At 64.4% G+C, this 17,985-nt stretch carries 16 protein-coding genes, 1 tRNA gene and 1 pseudogene; 12 read left to right on the top strand and 6 right to left on the bottom strand.

Features of this window, described 5'->3' with window-relative positions:
• Positions 1–537 precede the first annotated feature (537 nt).
• A pseudogene (locus IVB24_RS14395) lies at positions 538–702 on the bottom strand (Ku protein); the annotation flags it as partial.
• 78 nt (positions 703–780) lie between these two features.
• Positions 781–1,065 carry a hypothetical protein gene (locus IVB24_RS14390; protein ID WP_247773317.1) on the bottom strand — a complete coding sequence of 95 codons (285 nt, stop codon included), beginning with the start codon at positions 1,063–1,065 and terminating at the stop codon, positions 781–783.
• Between the two features lie 281 nt (positions 1,066–1,346).
• Here IVB24_RS14390 and IVB24_RS14385 point away from each other — a divergent pair, with 281 nt between their 5' ends.
• Together IVB24_RS14385 and IVB24_RS14380 are read left to right on the top strand one after the other, a co-directional pair.
• Positions 1,347–1,622, top strand: coding sequence for a hypothetical protein (locus tag IVB24_RS14385; RefSeq protein WP_247773316.1), 276 nt, complete (start codon positions 1,347–1,349; stop codon positions 1,620–1,622).
• Between the two features lie 205 nt (positions 1,623–1,827).
• Positions 1,828–1,971 (top strand): hypothetical protein, encoded by a 144-nt coding sequence (locus IVB24_RS14380; RefSeq protein ID WP_247773315.1) that lies wholly within the window; start codon positions 1,828–1,830, stop codon positions 1,969–1,971.
• A gap of 336 nt (positions 1,972–2,307) precedes the next feature.
• On the opposite strand, the gene IVB24_RS14375 is transcribed toward IVB24_RS14380, so the two are convergent.
• Positions 2,308–2,382 (bottom strand) — tRNA-Gln (locus IVB24_RS14375).
• 251 nt (positions 2,383–2,633) lie between these two features.
• Between IVB24_RS14375 and IVB24_RS14370 the strand changes: the two genes are divergently transcribed.
• Positions 2,634–4,412 (top strand): acyl-CoA dehydrogenase, encoded by a 1,779-nt coding sequence (locus IVB24_RS14370; RefSeq protein WP_247773314.1) that lies wholly within the window; start codon positions 2,634–2,636, stop codon positions 4,410–4,412.
• Between the two features lie 106 nt (positions 4,413–4,518).
• On the opposite strand, the gene IVB24_RS14365 is transcribed toward IVB24_RS14370, so the two are convergent.
• Entirely contained in the window at positions 4,519–5,772 is a 1,254-nt protein-coding gene (locus IVB24_RS14365; RefSeq protein WP_247773313.1) for an MFS transporter, read from the bottom strand.
• 227 nt (positions 5,773–5,999) lie between these two features.
• Here IVB24_RS14365 and IVB24_RS14360 point away from each other — a divergent pair, with 227 nt between their 5' ends.
• The 9 genes from IVB24_RS14360 (at position 6,000) to IVB24_RS14320 (ending at position 16,457) form a co-directional block, all read left to right on the top strand.
• Complete coding sequence (locus IVB24_RS14360) at positions 6,000–6,758, top strand: enoyl-CoA hydratase-related protein (RefSeq protein ID WP_247773312.1); 759 nt, start codon at positions 6,000–6,002, stop codon at positions 6,756–6,758.
• A 204-nt stretch (positions 6,759–6,962) separates the two neighbouring features.
• Entirely contained in the window at positions 6,963–8,624 is a 1,662-nt protein-coding gene (locus IVB24_RS14355; RefSeq protein ID WP_247773310.1) for a bifunctional metallophosphatase/5'-nucleotidase, read from the top strand.
• A 133-nt stretch (positions 8,625–8,757) separates the two neighbouring features.
• Positions 8,758–9,687 (top strand): histone deacetylase family protein, encoded by a 930-nt coding sequence (locus tag IVB24_RS14350; RefSeq protein WP_094975849.1) that lies wholly within the window; start codon positions 8,758–8,760, stop codon positions 9,685–9,687.
• 73 nt (positions 9,688–9,760) lie between these two features.
• The gene (locus IVB24_RS14345) at positions 9,761–10,012 is read left to right on the top strand and encodes an exodeoxyribonuclease VII small subunit (protein WP_008132970.1); all 252 of its coding nucleotides are present in this window, start codon (positions 9,761–9,763) and stop codon (positions 10,010–10,012) included.
• A gap of 607 nt (positions 10,013–10,619) precedes the next feature.
• Positions 10,620–12,548: a 1-deoxy-D-xylulose-5-phosphate synthase gene (dxs, locus tag IVB24_RS14340; protein ID WP_094975850.1), complete on the top strand. Its 1,929-nt coding sequence runs from the start codon at positions 10,620–10,622 to the stop codon at positions 12,546–12,548.
• A gap of 182 nt (positions 12,549–12,730) precedes the next feature.
• Positions 12,731–13,285 (top strand): nucleoside 2-deoxyribosyltransferase, encoded by a 555-nt coding sequence (locus IVB24_RS14335; RefSeq protein ID WP_166474394.1) that lies wholly within the window; start codon positions 12,731–12,733, stop codon positions 13,283–13,285.
• Between the two features lie 27 nt (positions 13,286–13,312).
• Entirely contained in the window at positions 13,313–14,047 is a 735-nt protein-coding gene (locus tag IVB24_RS14330; RefSeq protein WP_140477693.1) for a TlyA family RNA methyltransferase, read from the top strand.
• On the top strand, positions 14,040–15,287 hold the full coding sequence (locus IVB24_RS14325; RefSeq protein WP_247773309.1) for a methyltransferase: 1,248 nt from the start codon (positions 14,040–14,042) through the stop codon (positions 15,285–15,287). Before IVB24_RS14330 ends, IVB24_RS14325 begins: the two co-directional genes overlap by 8 nt.
• Before the next feature lie 174 nt (positions 15,288–15,461).
• Positions 15,462–16,457 (top strand): Tat pathway signal protein, encoded by a 996-nt coding sequence (locus IVB24_RS14320; protein WP_247773307.1) that lies wholly within the window; start codon positions 15,462–15,464, stop codon positions 16,455–16,457.
• Here IVB24_RS14320 and IVB24_RS14315 read toward each other — a convergent pair.
• Together IVB24_RS14315 and IVB24_RS14310 are read right to left on the bottom strand one after the other, a co-directional pair.
• Positions 16,454–17,065 carry a hypothetical protein gene (locus IVB24_RS14315; RefSeq protein WP_247773305.1) on the bottom strand — a complete coding sequence of 204 codons (612 nt, stop codon included), beginning with the start codon at positions 17,063–17,065 and terminating at the stop codon, positions 16,454–16,456. The two genes, IVB24_RS14320 and IVB24_RS14315, sit on opposite strands and share 4 nt — an antisense overlap.
• Before the next feature lie 197 nt (positions 17,066–17,262).
• The gene (locus IVB24_RS14310; RefSeq protein ID WP_094975501.1) at positions 17,263–17,901 is read right to left on the bottom strand and encodes a hypothetical protein; all 639 of its coding nucleotides are present in this window, start codon (positions 17,899–17,901) and stop codon (positions 17,263–17,265) included.
• Positions 17,902–17,985: the final 84 nt, after the last annotated feature.

Here is a 17,985-nt window from a genome sequence, read left to right as displayed (position 1 = left end):
GCAAACACCCTGCTTAGCGAAGCGATATTATCATTAGAGAAGTTGGTATATATATCTATCTTGAGCTGTCGCGCCGTACGACCTCTTCTCGGTTGGGACTTCGGGCGACGGCTCGGCAACAACCAGTCCCTTGTCGCTTGGGCTCCGCTATCGGAATCACAATCTAGTGGCCGTAGCCTGACTGAACCACTTCAAAGGCAATCCGAGGAGATAACTTCGCTTCTTCAACTCATCTTCGGTTCTATTCAGTGTTTTGGCGATTGACCTTGATTGATGTCTGGGAACTTACCAATTTTCGGAAGAGCTCGTCTTCCTGACTCGTCCAGCGATTAGCGGCAACGTTCATCTCGGATCCTCAAGACCCCCGGCAACTGGATAAAGCGCCTTCTGCGTCTGGGCCGGAGGGGGCATCGGCGTCGTTTCTTCCAGAGCGCATTGGCTTTCCAGCCAACCAATATAATATATTTTACCTAAATTCAATCTATTGCGGTTAACTAATTAAATAATAGAAATATGTCTCCGGCCATCCGGTCTACACTCACCCTTCGGCCGCTCTTTCGGCCGGATGACCTTGCCGGCGCGCTTCTGCTTGATGAGGTCGATCAGGGCGGATTCGTAATGGTCCTCGAACTTCTCGGGATCGAAGCATCCGGCCTTCTGGTTCACTATGTGCCTGGCGGGGTCGAGCATAGGCTTTGTTAGAATGCTTATTAGTGCGCGACGATAACTGCCACCCATCGATACCAGCAAGAGCGGCGCGGCGTCCAAAGCCCGCTCCTATCAGATGCTTCCGCTAATCGTCTCAGGTCGGCGTTTTGCACGAGAAGGCTGAGAGAACGGCGCGACCTCCTTGTTCTCGACCCAAGGGATAAGGTTGGTAGAATGCGGTTTGAGATGGCCAATGATCACTTCGAGCTTCATCATGAACTCGAACAAGGTCTCGAGTTCATGCGGTTCGCAGTAGCGCTCACTGGTTTCGCTGTCACCGCCGTGCCCCAGGAGATCAGCACGATCCTCCTTCGTCAGCCGTTCCTTCTTCAGTTGCGCGCCAAACAGATGCCGCACAGCATGAGCGCCGAGCCCATCCTCCGTGATTCGGCAGCGATGAGAATGGGCTTGAACTGCTTGTAAAGCGATTGCCTAGCGGCGAACGGCTGCTGGGAGAGTACAGGTCCGGGAGGAGCAGCTTGTATCCGAGCGCTTTGATCTTCCTGACGCAATCGAGGAAGCCCAATCGGGTCAGCTCGGGATGGATGGGAATGTTGCGCTTGGACTGTGCGTTCTTGATGCGCCGCTGATCGTTCGCGGCAATGTGAATGTACGGTCGGCAATCTTCGCGATCGAAGATGATGTCGTCCATCGTCGCGCCGCAAAGCTCCTCGCGCCTCGCCCACGAGATTCAGATCGTGAATGTACTGATCCTGGACCATGAACTTGACGAACAGGTTCGAGATACTCTTGGCCTGCCGCTGCGTCTTCTCGTCCCAGTGATCGTCGGCGGCGTTCTGCTGGATAAGGCCATCCGCGAATCGCAAGAAGTCGGCCATCGGAACAAATTGCGGGATCGCAGAGGCGCCCGCCGTCGTTGGATCGCTCGGAACGATCCACCGCGATACCCGTGATCGTCGAGGGAGGCTTCGGTGGATCGTTCTTGGCTAGGAGCAAGCGATCCACCAGACCGTTGTCTTCGATCCTCGTGCCGCCATAGCGCCGGTCGGACTCGGCCAGCGCGAGCTTCATTCCCCGGAGATACGATCCCTGGGCCATGGCGATATTCATAGCCGTCGGCACAGCTTCGACGCTCTCGATCATGGTCCGAAGAATGTGATGCTTGGTCGGGATCAACTTGTTGGCGCGGAACATGGCGAGGTGGTGCTGTACCGCCTCGATGCCAGCTTCGGACAACCCGTCCTCGGCCATGCGCCTGCGATCCTCGGCTCGGACGACCGCGGCGACGCCCTGGGCGTCTAGCAGCGCGTAGGCCCAGTATGCCCTCCTGTCGTCAACCTGGTGCCTGCGCGGGGTCGAAGTCCCGGTGCGCTCTTGGCGGCGAGGGCCACCCGATCGAGCTTAGCCACGTGGCCGTGAATGACGGCGGGGAGCATTGTCTCGATTGAGACGGCGCCAGATGCAGGTCGGCGCCATCGGCAAGCATCCACGGCGTCACCAATAGTAGACGGCTTGGCGGCGAAGGATGTGGAAAGCCATTTTCGAGCGACGCCCGTGCAGCAGTGATGTGTCGCAGAGCTGTGCAGCAGCTCCCCAGCCAGGCCGGTTCGTCAGCAATTTCAGGGGAAGCGGAGCTTCTGGCTGGGGCGGGAGGGATCGAACCTCCGTATGGCGGAATCAAAATCCGCTGCCTTACCGCTTGGCTACGCCCCAACGACCCGGACGGGATGGCGACGCCGGCCGCCGCAGATTCCCTCCGGTCGCAGCCGGTCTATAGGGAGCAGCGCGGCATTTCAACCGCCTGGAGGGGCAAAATACCGCTGGTGCCCGGGATCGGCCGCGCCACGCCCGATATCGAGCCGGGCTTGGGATCACAGGCCCTGCGGCGAGGCAGCCTTCCGCCCATTGAGACCTCCGCCATTTCATGGGAATACGGCGCCAATATCCGTCCACGGGAGTGAGCCATGACCTACCGCGCGCCGATCTCTGACATGCTGCTGTCGCTCAATCACGGCGCCGGCCTCAAGGCCGCCGTGGAGGCCGGTCATTACGGCGATTTCGACGCGGATATTGCCGCGGCCGTGCTGGAGGAAGCCGGCAAGTTCGCAACCGACGTGCTGGCGCCGCTCAACAAGGTCGGCGACGAGCACGGCATCAAGCTCAGCGACGGCAAGGTGACGACGGCCCCGGGCTGGCCGGACGCCTACAAGCGCTGGACCGAGGGCGGCTGGAACGCGGTCTCGGGTCCCGAGGATTTCGGCGGCCAGGGCCTGCCGATCGCGATCAACGCCGCCTGCACGGAGATCTGGAGCGCCGCGAACGTCGCCTTCGGCCTCTGTCCGCTGCTGACGGCCTCGGCGATCGAGGCGCTGGACGCGCATGGCAGCGACGAGCTGAAGAAGATCTATCTCGAAAAGCTCGTCTCCGGCGAATGGACCGGCACGATGCAGCTCACCGAGCCGCAGGCCGGCTCCGACGTCGGCGCGCTGCGCACCCGCGCCGAGAAGCAGGCCGACGGCACCTATCGCATCAAGGGGACGAAGATCTTCATCACCTATGGCGAGCACGACATGACCGACAACATCGTGCATTTCGTGCTGGCACGCCTGCCCGACGCGCCCGCCGGCACCAAGGGCATCTCGCTGTTCCTCGTGCCGAAGTTCATGGTCAATGCAGACGGCTCGCTGGGGCAGCGCAACGACATCTTCGCCTCAGGCGTCGAGCACAAGCTCGGCATGCATGCCTCCCCCACCTGCACCATGACCATGGGCGATCATGGCGGCGCCATCGGCTTCCTGATCGGCGAAGAGAACCAGGGCATGCGCTGCATGTTCACCATGATGAACCAGGCCCGCCTCGGCGTCGGCCTGGAGGGCGTCGGCGTCGCCGATCGCGCCTATCAGCAGGCCTTGTCGTATGCGCAGGAGCGCAAGCAGGGCCGTGCGGTCGGCAAGAAAGGCGACGGCTCGGACGCGATCTTCGTGCATCCCGACGTCAAGCGCATGCTGATGCGGATGCGGGCGCAGACGGCGGCCGCGCGCACGATCTGCTATGCGACCGCCGTCGCGCTCGACGTCTCGACGCGCGCCAGGGACCCGAAGGTGCGCGCTGACGCAGCCGCGCGCGCGGCGCTGCTGACGCCGATGGCCAAGGGATATTCCACCGACATCGGCAACGAGGTCGCCTATCTCGGCGTGCAGGTGCATGGCGGCATGGGCTTCATCGAGGAGACCGGTGCGGCCCAGCATTATCGCGATGCCCGCATCACCGCGATCTACGAAGGCACCAACGGCATCCAGGCGATCGACCTCGTCACGCGCAAGCTCGCGGCCAATGGCGGCGCGTCGGTGTGGGCGCTGCTCGACGAGCTCACGGCGACGGTCAAGAAAGTCGAAGCCTCCAACGATCCGGCTTTCGGCACCACGGGCGTCAAGCTGCGCGAAGCGCTGGAGGCCTTGACGCGAACCAGCAAGTGGCTGCTGGAGCGCGTGACGTCCGCGCCGAACGAGGCGCTTGCGGGTGCGACGCCGTACCTACAGCAGTTCGGCTCCACGCTCGGCGGCTGCCTGCTCGCCTCCGAGGCGCTCGCCGCCAAGGCCGACGGCAACACGGACGCCGCGCGCTACGTCTCGCTGGCACGCTTCTTCGCCGAGAACATCAGTGTGCAGGCCGGCGCGCTCGAGCGCACCGTGACCGAGAGCGCGGAGTCGGTCGCGGCGGCCGATGCGGTGTTGCTGGGGTGAGTTGAGCGGACCGCCAGCCGGAAACTCGCTGTCCTCCCGGCCTAGTGTGCAATTGCGCACGGGGGCCGGGACGACATCGAGATTGTTGCGCGCGCTCCAGCCTCTCTCAGCTGATCGACACACCTTCGCGCGAGCGCTCCGCCCTTCTCCCAGGCCGCCACAGCACGATTCCCGCCGCCACCAGGTCCAGCAAGACGCACATCGCGAAAGCCGTGGTGTAATTGCCCGTCAAGCTCTGCACGAGCCCGACGATGCCGGGACCAAAGGCGCTGACGAGTCCGCTGATCGAGGTGCCCAATCCCATTGCGGCGGCGAAGGCGCCTGCGCCGATCTCGCGCTGGATGATCAAGGGCGGAAACGTGATCATGTTGCCGATCGAGAAGCCGTAGACGGCGCAGCACACCAGCAGCACCGTCGGACTCTCGCTCTGCACGAGAACGAACAGCGCGGCCGCCTGGCTCGTCATCGACGCCGCACAGGCGAGCCTGGGATCGAGCCGGTCGACGAACAGGCCGAGCGACAGGCGGCCGACCACCGCCATCCCCGCCATGATGGTGACCGCGAACCCTGCGGCGGAGCGCCCGATCAGCGGCTCGAGAAAGCTCACCTGGTGAACGATGAACCCCATCTGCGCCAGAACCGCGATCGCGATCGGCAGCACCATGGTCCAGAACGCCGCGTTGGCGAGCAGCGTCTTGCGGGAATGGCTTGGCGCGGGCGCGCTGCCGCCGGAGGGGCGTCCGACCGATGCCGGCGACATCCCGCCGGGCCAGCCCATGAAGATCACGACGACAGGCAGCACCAGCACTATCATCGCGGTAGTGGTCGCAAGCATGGCGGCGCGAAAGCCGATGCTGCCGGTCAGCGACAGCAGCAGCGGAACGAGGATGATGCCGCCGCAGGTCGCGCCGTTGAAGGCGAGGCTGAGCGCGAGCCCGCGCCGGCGCTCGAACCAGGAGTTCAGCACCGTCGCGATCACCACCGTGCCCATGCCGGTCCAGCCGACCGACATCAGCGCATAGGCGAGATACAGCTGCCAAGGCGTCTGCATCAGCGCCAGCAGCACCGTCGAGGCGCCGAGCGCCGCCAGGCCGCACAGGATCAGCGACCGCAAGCCGATTCGCGCGAGCAGATCGTCGGTGAAGATGACGAGGACGGAGGTCAGGAGGAACGAGAACGTGCTGGCCGCGGAGACCAGCGTGCCCGGCCAGCCATGGGCGCGCTGCAGCTCGGCGAGATAAACGCCCTGGCCGTACAGGCCGAAGCCGAACATGAAGAAGGCCATCAGGAAACAGGCCAGCACGACGCGCCAGCCGCGGTAGTGCAGCGAGGATTCGTCGACGCTGGCTGCAGCACTCATCAATCGGGCAACCGGCCAAATGGACCCACGCGGGATCGTGCACCACAACCATAGATTTTTCAAATGAAACATTGTAGCCATTTGTTGCGGCGCGTGGCCACGCGCCGGCCCTCCCGGAATTCAACGACGAAAAGGTTGAGCCCAGCACATTGGCACGCCTGCGGGATGATGTAGGCTGATGCTTGCAAGTCTCGCGAGAAGCGTCGCGGCGGGCGCAGGGGGTTCTCATGCCGAACGGCAACGTCGTCCTCACCGAGGAACGCGGAACGCGCGTGATCAACTTACGCCGGCCGGGCAAGAAGAACGCCATCACCCAGGACATGTATCGGGAAATGAGCCGCGCGATCGACACCGCGCAGAACAACCCCGACATCCGCTGTATGATCATCACCGGCGGCTCCGGCGTGTTCACCGCCGGCGACGACATCGACGATTTCTTGCACGCCGACACCGCCCGGCCCGAGACGCTGTCGGAGGGCGCCAAGTTTCTCTATTCGCTCGCCCTCAACGTCAAGCCGATCATCGCCGCCGTCGACGGCGCCTCGATCGGCATGGGCACGGTGATGCTGTTTCACTGCGACTACGTGCTGGCTTCGAACGCTGCGACCTTCTCCGCGCCCTACATCCATCTCGGGCTGGTGCCGGTCGGCGCCGCCAGCCTCCTGATGCCGAACACGATGGGATATCAGCGCGCCTTCGCGATGCTGGTGATGGGGCGGACTTTCTCCGCCGCGGAGGCGCACGCGGCAGGCTTCGTCAACACCGTGGTATCGCCGGGACATACCGAGGTCGAGGCGCGCAAGGTGGCGCGCGATATCTGCCGGCTGCCCGCCGAGGCGGTCGCAGCCTCCCGCAAATTGCTGCGCGCGCCGGCCGAAGAACTCACCCGCCGCATCGACCAGGAAGGCCATCTGTTCGGCGAGCGGCTGAAGTCGGACGAAGCGGTGGCGGCATTCAACGCGTTCGCGAGCCGGAAGAAGCGGTAGGGATGAGACAGTGAGAACCGTCTACGCGAGACCGGTCTCGTAGGGTGGGCAAAGGCGCATTTGCGCCGTGCCCACGACTTTGCTTCGATCACGGTCAGATGGTGGGCACGCTCCGCTTTGCCCACCCTACGATACTGCGCGTCGCCCCGGAATGACGGCGAGAACCTTCGTGAAATCTTCGCCTGGACCGACTAATCTGGTTCCATGCGATACGCCTTTCGATCGATCCTTGCCGCACTCGCGCTGACCTCAGCCCTCCCCGCCCCGGCCCAAACCGCCGCGCCGGTCGAGCTGCGCATCCTTGCCATCAACGATTTTCACGGCAATCTGCGCCCGCCGCCGGGCGGCATCCGCATCGCCGATCCCGAGGACGGAGCCAGGAAGGTGATGGTTGCCGCCGGCGGCGCCGAATACATGGCGACGCTGGTCAAGCAATTGCGCGAGGGACACAAGAACACGATCTTCGTCGCGGCCGGCGATCTGATCGGCGCGAGCCCGTTCCTGTCGGCGATGTTTCACGACGAGCCTTCCGTCGAAGCGCTTTCGCTGATGGGGCTTGCGATCAGCTCGGTCGGCAATCACGAATTCGACGAAGGCAAGACCGAACTGCTCAGGATGCAGAACGGCGGCTGTCATCCGGTCGACGGCTGCCAGGGGCCGCATCCGTTCACGGGCGCCAAATTCCATTATCTCGCAGCGTCCACCGTCGAGACCGCAACGGGCAACAGCGTGCTGCCGCCCTACGAGATCAGGGAATTCGACGGCATCCCCGTCGCCTTCATCGGGCTGACCTTGAAGGAGACCGCAGGCATCGTCTCGCCGTCGGGCATCGCCGGGCTCGAATTCCGCGACGAAGCCGCGACCGTGAACGCGCTGGTGCCGCAGCTGAAGGCGCGCGGCGTCGAGGCGATCGTGGTGCTGATCCACCAGGGCGGCGAGCCCGCCGGCGACTACAATGAATGCCCTGCCATTACCGGGCCGATCGTCGACATCGTCAAGAAATTCGACCGCGCCGTCGACGTCGTCGTCGGCGGCCACACCCACCGCGCCTACGTCTGCGACATCGACGGGCGGCTCGTCACCAGTGGCGACAAATACGGCACGCTGGTCACCGCGATCGATCTCAAGCTCGATCCTGTCACCCGCGACATCGTCAGCGCCAAAGCCGAGAACGTCATCGTCGCCAATGCCTCGCTGGCCAAGGACGCCGAGCAGACCGCGCTGATCGAGGCCTATGACAGGCTGTCGGCGCCGATCGCCAACCGGCCGGCCGGATCGGTGACGCAGACGCTGTCGCGCGTGCCGAACGAGGCCGGCGAAAGCGCGCTTGGCGACGTCATCGCGGACGCGCAGCTTGCCGCGACCAGGGCGGCCCAGGATGGCAGCGCTGTCATCGCGCTCACCAATCCCGGCGGCATCCGCACCGACATCGTCCCGAAGGAGAACGGCGCGATCACCTTCGGCGATGTTTTCGCCAGCCAGCCGTTCCGCAACCGCCTCGTGACGATGACGCTGACGGGCAGCCAGCTCAAGGACATGCTCGAGCAGCAATGGCTGGACCCGAAGCGACCGCGGATCCTCCAGGTGTCGAACGGGTTCAGCTATGCCTGGGATGCGTCGAAGCCATTCGGCGAGCGCGTGATGGCCGACAGGATGACGCTCAACGGCAGGCCGATCGAGCAGGCCAGCGGCTATCGTGTCACCCTCAACGATTACCTCGCGGTCGGCGGCGATGGTTTTACCGTCGCCAAACAAGGCACGGCGCCGCAATATGGCGGCTACGACGCGGACGCGCTGTTCGCGTTCTTCCGGGCGCACGGACCGATCGGCCTGCTGCCGCTGAGCCGCATCCTGCGCGTGAATTGATCCGGATCAAACGGGCCGGAACGGGACGACCCTTTGCCATTCCCGTTCAAGCGCATAGATTGGGTTTTGCATTGCGTTTTGGCGCCGGATGCGCCAAGCGACGTCGAAAGCCCGCATCCATGAGGCCGACCTGATGAGCACGCTTCTCCTTTCCCACAAGGCCTGCCTCGACCATGTCACGCCGCCGGGACACCCTGAAAGGCCGGATCGCCTGCGTGCGGTCGAGGAAGCGCTGTCGCATGAGCGCTTCCAGTTTCTGGTACGCGACCAGGCGCCGGAGGGCGATCTCGATCTCGTCACGCTGTGCCACAACGAGCACTACGTCACCGAGCTGCGCCACATCGCGCCGAGCAGCGGCCTCGTCTATATCGACGGCGACACCTCGATGTCGCCGGGCACATGGGAAGCGGTGATGCGCGGTGTCGGCGGCGCCGTGGCTGCCACCGAAGCAGTGATGAATGGCGAGCATCGCAATGCCTTCGTCGCGGTGCGCCCGCCCGGCCATCACGCCGAGATCGGCAAGCCGATGGGCTTCTGCTTCTTCGACAATGTCGCCATCGCCGCGCGCCATGCGCAGCGCAAATACGGCATCAAGCGCGCTGCCATCGTCGATTTCGACGTGCATCACGGCAACGGCACGCAGGACATCTTCTGGTCGGACCCGACCGTGATGTACTGCTCGACGCACCAGATGCCGCTGTTTCCGGGCACCGGTGCGACCGGCGAGCGCGGCGACCACGACACCATCGTCAACGCGCCGCTCGCCTCCGAGGATGGCGGGCCTGAATTCCGTTCCGCGTTCGAGAATCTGATCCTGCCACAGCTCGAAAAATTCAGCCCGGAGCTACTCGTCATCTCCGCCGGCTTCGATGCGCATTACCGCGATCCGCTGGCCTCGCTGAATTTGCGCGCGGAGGATTATGCCTGGGTGACGCGCAAGCTGATGGATCTCGCCGACAAGACCGCGGGGGGCCGCGTTGTTTCGGTGCTCGAGGGCGGCTATGACCTGCAAGGACTGAAAGAATCTGTTACGGCGCATGTCGGCGCCCTGATGGGCGCGTGACGCACCCGCCACATTACGCCCGCAAAACTCTGCTGTTTTGCAAGAGCAGCGAATCGGGCAATCGGAAACGGATATGGCCGAAAACACTCAAGTCGACGTCTCCAGGCTCACCTTCGAGCGCGCGATCGAGGAACTCGAGACGATCGTGAAGCGGCTCGAGGACGGCAAGGTGCCGCTCGAAGAATCCGTGACGATCTACGAGCGCGGCGAAGCGCTGAAGCGCCGCTGCGAGGAATTGCTGCGCCAGGCCGAAGCGCGCGTCGACAAGATCACCACCGATGCCAGCGGCCAAGCCACCGGCACTGCGCCGCTGGACGTGCAGTAAGGAAGACCAAGGCTTTCCCAACCAGCCTCTGGCTGGCCTCGCGAAACCTCATCACGAGCGCGTGGCCGCCCACATTGATTTCACGATCGCACGGCGTTATCCGCTGAAGAGCGCGGTTCCGTGCAGCCGGATCGATGTCATCCATTGCGGAGATCGGTCCCTCAGGACCAAAAAGGGTCTCATTCAGGCGAAAATCCTGCCGAGGAACCGGGCAAGGCGGGAACCCCTGGCCCCGGCCCTGGGTTAACCACTCTGGCCCGCCGGTTGCATCTGCATACCCCTAATCGGTCCTGCGGGTTGGCTTTGGCCCAAGCTTTGGTGTAAAGCTGCGCGGAGTGTGGCTTTTTGCAAGCCTTGCGTGGGCAGAGAATTCCGACGACAAGCGCTTCAAACTGCTAATGAAATTGGCTGGGACGGACGAAGCCGATCTAAGTGACAGGGATCACAGAGACTGAACCGGAGCGCACTTAAGCTTACCTAAGCTTGAAGACGGGGCCTTGCCCCATGCAGGTGGCTCCGACGGTTTGAGGACTCGCGCTGCGCCGATATTGTGCAAACCCATCGCGCACCGGAATGACCTTCCGGCGCTGACAAATTGGAAATCGCCGTGAACGCATATAGTAAAACGCCGCTTCTCGATACCATCCGGACGCCGGACGACCTGCGCAAGCTCAAGATCGAGCAGGTTCGCCAGGTCGCCGACGAGCTGCGGCAGGAGACCATCGATGCAGTCTCGGTGACCGGCGGCCATTTCGGCGCGGGCCTCGGCGTGGTCGAGCTCACCACCGCGATCCATTACGTCTTCGACACGCCGCGCGACCGGCTGATCTGGGACGTCGGCCATCAGGCCTATCCGCACAAGATCCTCACCGGCCGGCGCGACCGCATCCGTACGCTGCGTACCGGCGGCGGCCTGTCGGGCTTCACCAAACGCAGCGAGAGCGATTACGATCCGTTCGGCGCAGCGCACTCCTCGACCTCGATCTCCGCCGGCCTCGGCATGGCGGTGGCACGCGACCTCGCCGGCGGCAATAACAACGTTATCGCGGTCATCGGTGACGGCGCGATGTCGGCGGGCATGGCCTATGAAGCCATGAACAACGCCGGTGCGATGAACTCGCGCCTGATCGTCATCCTCAACGACAACGACATGTCGATCGCGCCGCCGGTCGGCGCCATGAGCGCCTATCTGTCGCGCCTTTACTCCGGCAAGACCTATCGCACGCTGCGAGAGGCCGCCAAGCAGATCAACCAGCGTCTGCCCAAGATCATCGCCAACCGCGCCAACCGCGTCGAGGAATATTCCCGCGGCTTCATGATGGACGGCGGCACGCTGTTCGAGGAACTCGGCTTCTATTACGTCGGCCCGATCGACGGCCACAATCTCGACCATCTGCTGCCCGTGCTGAAGAACGTGCGCGACATGGAGACCGGCCCGATCCTGGTCCACGTCGTGACGCAGAAGGGCAAGGGCTACGGCCCGGCGGAAGCATCCGCCGACAAGTACCACGCCGTGGTCAAGTTCGACGTCGCGACCGGCACGCAAGCCAAGTCCAAGCCGAACGCGCCGGCCTACCAGAACGTGTTCGGCCAGAGCCTCGTCAAGGAAGCGGAGAAGGACGACAAGATCGTCGCCATCACCGCGGCGATGCCGTCCGGCACCGGTGTCGACATCTTCAACAAGGCCTTCCCCGACCGCACGTTCGACGTCGGCATCGCGGAACAGCACGCGGTGACCTTCGCCGCGGGCCTTGCGACCGAGGGCTACAAGCCGTTCTGCGCGATCTACTCGACCTTCCTGCAGCGCGGCTATGACCAGATCGTGCATGACGTCGCGATCCAGAGCCTGCCCGTCCGCTTCGCCATCGACCGTGCCGGCCTCGTCGGCGCCGACGGCGCAACCCATGCCGGCTCGTTCGACAACGCCTACCTCGGCTGCCTTCCGAACATGGTGATCATGGCGGCGGCGGACGAAGCCGAGCTCGTGCACATGGTGGCGACCCAAGTCGCCATCAACGACCGTCCGAGCTCGCTGCGCTATCCGCGCGGCGAAGGCCGCGGCATCGAGATGCCGGAAGTCGGCATTCCGCTCGAGATCGGAAAGGGTCGCGTGGTCCGCCAGGGCAGCAAGATCGCCCTGCTTTCCTTCGGCACGCGCCTCGCCGAATGCGAGAAGGCGGCCGACGAACTCGCAGCCCACGGCCTGTCGACCACCATCGCCGATGCACGCTTCATGAAACCGCTGGATACCGAGCTGGTGCTCAAGCTTGCCCGCGACCACGATGTGCTGATCACGGTCGAGGAAGGCTCGGTCGGCGGCTTCGGCTCGCATGTCGCGCAGTACCTGACCGATCAGGGCGCGCTCGACACCGGCATGGTCAGGTTCCGCACGATGGTGCTGCCCGACGTGTTCCAGGACCACGACACCCCAGCCGCGATGTACGGCCGCGCCGGTCTCGACGCCAAGGGCATCGTCGCCAAGGTGTTCGAGGCGCTCGGCAAGGACGTCAAGGCCGAGACGGTCAAGCTGGCTTGATGGTGTGAGTCACCTCTCCCGCGTGCGGGAGAGGTCGCGCCGAAGGCGCGGGTGAGGGCTTTCTCCTCTTGGGGGTTCTCGCCCGCGGAGACACCCTCTCCCCATCCCTCTCCCGCAAGCGGGAGAGGGAGCAGAGCATGCGATGCGGCTCGCACCTCGACCCCATTTTTCGGCTTTGCTCCATGAAAATCTATCTGGCAGGCCCCGACGTGTTCCTGCCGGATGCGGTCGAGATCGGCCGGCAGAAGGTCGCGATCTGCGAGCGCTACGGGCTCACCGGCCTCTATCCCCTCGACAACGCGATCGACCTCACCGCGCCCGATGCCGCGCGGCAGATCTTCTGCGGCAACGAGGCGATGATGGATGCGGCCGACGCCATCATTGCCAACCTCACCCCGTTCCGCGGCGCCGGCGCCGATCCGGGCACGGTCTATGAGCTCGGCTACATGGCCGGGCGCCGCAAATTCTGCCTGGCCTATTCCAACGACGGCGCCAATTATGCCGACCGGGTCGGTCGTTTCGTGGACGTCAGATCCGAGGACGGACGGCTGGTCGACGCACAAGGACTGACGGTCGAGGATTTCGGCCTCGTCGACAACCTCATGATGATCCATGCGCTGGAGCTGCACGGCTGTCCATTGGTAACGCCGGCCGCGATGCCGATCGACCTCTGGCACGATCTGGCCGCGTTCGAGGCTTGCGTCCGGATGGCGGCCGCGCGATTGATCGCTACATAAGCGTTCGAACCCTTCTCCGGAGATCCGATGTCCCCTGCCCGCAAGCGCGCGGATGTTCTGCTGGTCGAGCGCGGCCTGTTCGAGAGCCGGGCGCGGGCGCGCGCGGCGATCGAGGCGGGTCTCGTTACCGCCGACGACAGGCAGGTGGCAAAGCCGTCGGAGACGATCGCCGAGGACGCGGTGATCCAGGCCGAGCCCGCGCACCCCTACGTCTCCCGCGGCGGCGTCAAGCTCGCCGGTGCGCTGGAGCGCTACCCGATCGAGATCGAGGACCATGTCTGCCTCGACGTCGGCGCCTCCACCGGCGGCTTCACCGAGGTGCTGCTGGCCAACGGCGCGAGCCTGGTGTTCGCCATCGATGTCGGCACCAGCCAGTTGCATCCCTCGCTGCGCGGCCATCCCAAGATCGTGTCGATGGAGGAGACCGACATCCGCAGCTATGAGGGCAAGCGGCTGCCGGCGCGGCCGGATGTCGTCGTCATCGACGTCAGCTTCATCTCGCTGAAGACCGTGTTGCCGGTGGCGCTGTCGCTGGCGGCAGCGCCGATGAGCCTGCTGGCGCTGATCAAGCCGCAATTCGAGGCTGACAGGAAGCACAACAAGAAGGGCATCGTCCGCGACGCCGCCGTGCACCGGGAGATCTGCGACGACATCGCAGCCTTTGCCGCTTCGCTCGGCTGCACCGACATCGAGGTGTTCCCTTCCTCGATTGCGGGCGGCGACGGCAATATCGAATTCTTCCTGGGCGCGCGTCGTGGTTGAGCGCCTGACCATCGACCACGTCGGCCATCGCGGCGACGGCGTCTGCCTTGACGCCGGCGAAGCAATCTACGTGCCCTATACGCTTGGCGGCGAGACCGTCGAGGTCGATCACGTCGTGGGCAATCATCCCGACCGGCGCAAGCTGCTCGCGGTCGACCTCGCAAGCCTAGAGCGGATCGAACCGTTCTGTCCGCATTTCGGCGTCTGCGGCGGCTGCGCCATCCAGCATTGGGCGGCCGAGCCGTATCACGCCTGGAAGCGCGGCATCGTGGTGGAAACGTTGGCGCAGGCCGGCATCGATTGCGAAGTCGCACCGCTGGTCGATGCCCACGGCGCCGGGCGCAGGCGCATCACGCTGCACGGCCGCTTCGGCACGCATGACGTCCTCAAGGTCGGTTTTGCGGCGGCAAGCTCGCACGACGTCATTCCGATCGATCGTTGCCCGATCCTCGATCCGGCGCTGAATGGCGCGCTCGATGCCGCCTGGGCACTGGCGGAGCCGCTGACGTCCAGGATGCCGGTGACCAAGCCGCTCGACATCCAGGTCACCGCCACCGCCAACGGCCTCGATGTCGACGTCCGCGGCTCCGGCCCGCTGCCGACGCCGCTCGTCACCGCGCTCTCGCGCGTCGCCGAGCAGCACCGCCTGGCGCGGCTGACGCGCCATGGCGAATTGGTGCTGCAACGCCTGGCGCCGACAATAAAGATGGGCCGCGCTGAGGTGACACTGCCGCCGGGCTCGTTCCTGCAGGCAACCGTCGCGGGCGAGGAGACGCTGGCCGCGCTCGTCGCGGAACGCATCGGCAAGGCCAAGGAGGTTCTCGATCTCTTCTGCGGCGTCGGGCCGTTCGCTCTGCGCCTCGCGGAGAAGGCGCGCGTCACGGCCTTCGACAACGACGCCGGCGCCATCGCAGCGCTGGCGAAAGCCGCACGCACGCCGGGCCTGAAGCCGATCAAGGCCGAGCCGCGCGATCTGTTCCGCCGCTCGCTGGTGCCGCCGGAGCTGCGCGATTTCGAGGCCGTGGTGTTCGACCCGCCGCGCCAGGGCGCGCAGGCGCAGGCGTTGAAGCTCGCCGCGAGCAAGGTACCGGTGGTGGTCGCGGTGTCCTGCAACGTCGCCACCTTTGCCCGCGACGCGCGGCTGCTGATCGATGGCGGCTACAAGATCGACAGCGTCGTTCCGGTCGACCAGTTCCGGCACACGCCGCATGTGGAGCTCGTCGCCAAGTTCACGCGGTAGAGCGAGGGTTCTCCAACCTTGAGGCTCGTCAATTGCTCCGTCTTCCACCAGCGCTAAAAGCGTCCTGCGCAATTCAACGTGGAGCGAACCTTCGTGGTTGACCGACGTCAATTCATCGCGGCAGCGCTAGGACTTTCTACTGCAGCCGTCGGTGGCCCAGCTGCAGCTGCGGCCATGACCTATGACGAAGCGGCAACGTCATCACGCGTCGCACTGCAGGCCGCGCCTCGGGATCGCGAGCTCGTGCGCTTTGCCACCCTCGCCGCCAACAGCCACAACACCCAGCCATGGATCTTCTCCGCTCGCGGCAACGAGATCGCGATCGCACCGGACTTCGCGCGCCGCTGTCCCGCCGTCGATCCGGACGATCATCACCTCTTCGTCAGTCTCGGCTGCGCCGCCGAAAACCTCGTCCTCGCCGCATCCACGCTGGGCTGGCGCGCCGATCCGGTCATCGATGGCGACCGGATCGTGATCACGCTCGAGCAGGCCCCGCCGGCCCCATCGGCGTTGGCGGCCGCAATTCCAGCCAGGCAATGCACCCGCGCCACGTTCGACGGAAGGCAGGCCGCGCCCGAGATCTTGCGCCAGCTCGAGAACGCCTGTCGCGAACCTGACGTCACGGCCATACTGATGACCGAGCGCGCCGCGATCGCCGGTGTCACCGACTATGTGCTCGAGGGCAACTCGGCACAAATGCGCGACAAGGCCTTCATGCGCGAGCTCGTGAGCTGGCTTCGCTTCAACGAGACCGAGGCGCTCGCGACCATGGACGGGTTGTTCTCTCCTGCGTCGGGAAATCCGTCCCTTCCGTCATGGCTGGCGCGGCCGCTGCTGAAGTTCTTCTTCACCGAGAGCGGAGAAAACAAGAAATATCGCGAACAGCTTGCCAGCTCCGCGGGCGTCGTCGTGCTCGCGGCAGATCGCAGCGACAAATCACACTGGATCGCGGTCGGCCGTGCCTGCCAGCGCTTCGGCTTGCAGGCGACCGCGCTGGGACTGAAATATTCCTTCGTCAACCAGCCGGTGGAGGTGGCGGCGCTGAGGCCGCAATTTGCGACCTCGCTCGGGCTCGGCGAGCGGCGCGCTGATATCGTGATGCGCTTCGGTTACGGCCCGGACCTGCCGAAGTCGCTGCGGCGTCCGCCGGAACTGGTGATGCGATCCTAACGCCGAAGGCCACTCAGGGCCGGCGACTCGCCGGGCAGCATGTTCGATCTGATATCGCTATCCATGCGGCCGGAATCCTGCTGGATGAAACCGGCTCCGAACGACAGGCTGAGGTTGGAGGTCGGCTTGAATTCGACACCGGCAAATGCGCTGGTGCCGGGTGCCGCGCCGGTCAACGGCGCAACCGAGCTGCCGATGCCATTGCCATATTTCAACGTGTCGAAACCGGCGAAGAATGTCACGGGCATGCCACCCATCGTCTTGGTGTTGTAGCCGAACTGCGTGCTGTCAAATGAGAGCGCACTGAAATTGCCGGCAAGTCCGTTCTGACCGAGGCCGGTCTGACTGAACCCGCTCCAATTGAGATTGCCGCGCTGGCTGCCGACGAAGAAGCCATTCGACCCGCTGCGCCAATCCGCACCGCCGGCATTGAAGCTGGCGAAATTACCGTCAGTATCGGAACTCTGGCCCGCGCCACCGCCGAGGCCGAAAGGCCCGCCGGGGATCCAATATTGCAGCGGCGCAACCTGCGCATAGGCGGGTGCTGCGGTCAGGCAAAGCACGGAAAGCAGAGTTGCAAGATGACGTGATGAGACGAGGCTGGGCATAGAAGGCTACCGTGAGGACTTTTGCGAATTATACGCCTCGAACATCCCCAATGCCAGCGGAGCCCCCCCGCCAACGTCGCAGCCGCAGCTTGGCGATCGATCCGTGTTAGCGGCTTCGAACAGGCCTGCACGATTCTGAGAGAGGCGACCGACAGTTAAAGCCACCGGCGCAATCCGGCGCACCGCGGCCGTGAAAGCTATGCCGTCTTGTCGACGGTGGACGACGTGTCGGCCGGCGGATATTTCGTCACCGGCACCATGAAGGATTTGGTGCCGACCTGATAGATGACCTTGCCGTTCTGCCCGTCATCGGTCGCGATCTGCGTCTGCCCGAACATGATGACGTTCTTGTAGACGTAGCCGGTGCCCTGGCGCGTGATGCCGTCGGTGGTGACGCTGACCTGCGCTTCCTTGCCATTGACCGCGAGCACCTTGAAGCTCGCGCTCTTGCCGTTGTCGCTGGAATAACCGCCCCAGCTTCCCATGAGACGGCTGTCGGAAGCCGGTGGGGCTTGCTTCTCGAGGTTCGCGGTCTGCTTGCCGGCGCCTCCGAAGGAGAACAGCATCACCATGTTCTTGCCGTCCTTGGTGCCGACCGTGACCCCGCCGAAGGTGATGAGCGTGCCCTGGACCTCGGCAAAGCCGCGCTCGGTATGCCCGTTATGGGTGTACTCGACCTGCGCCCGGGCACCGCGGATGTTCACGACCTTGAAGCCGACGGGCTGATTGCCGTTGCCCACCCAATTGCCCTTCCAATCGCCGACCAGCGCGCTCTGGTGGTACAGACGCTCGTTGGCGGGCGAAATCTGGTTGGTGCTCGATGAGATGACGGCCATTGGAGTGCTCGGTGACAGGTCTGACAAACCCGCTTTCGTTCGCCTCGGCAATATCAGGATGCTGGCTGGAAACGAACAGAAACC

The sequence above is a fragment of the Bradyrhizobium sp. 192 genome, from assembly GCF_023100965.1.
Taxonomy (GTDB): Bacteria; Pseudomonadota; Alphaproteobacteria; order Rhizobiales; family Xanthobacteraceae; genus Bradyrhizobium; species Bradyrhizobium symbiodeficiens.
Note: the sequence above shows the minus strand (reverse complement) of the source record. Positions and strands in the feature narration are given on the sequence as shown.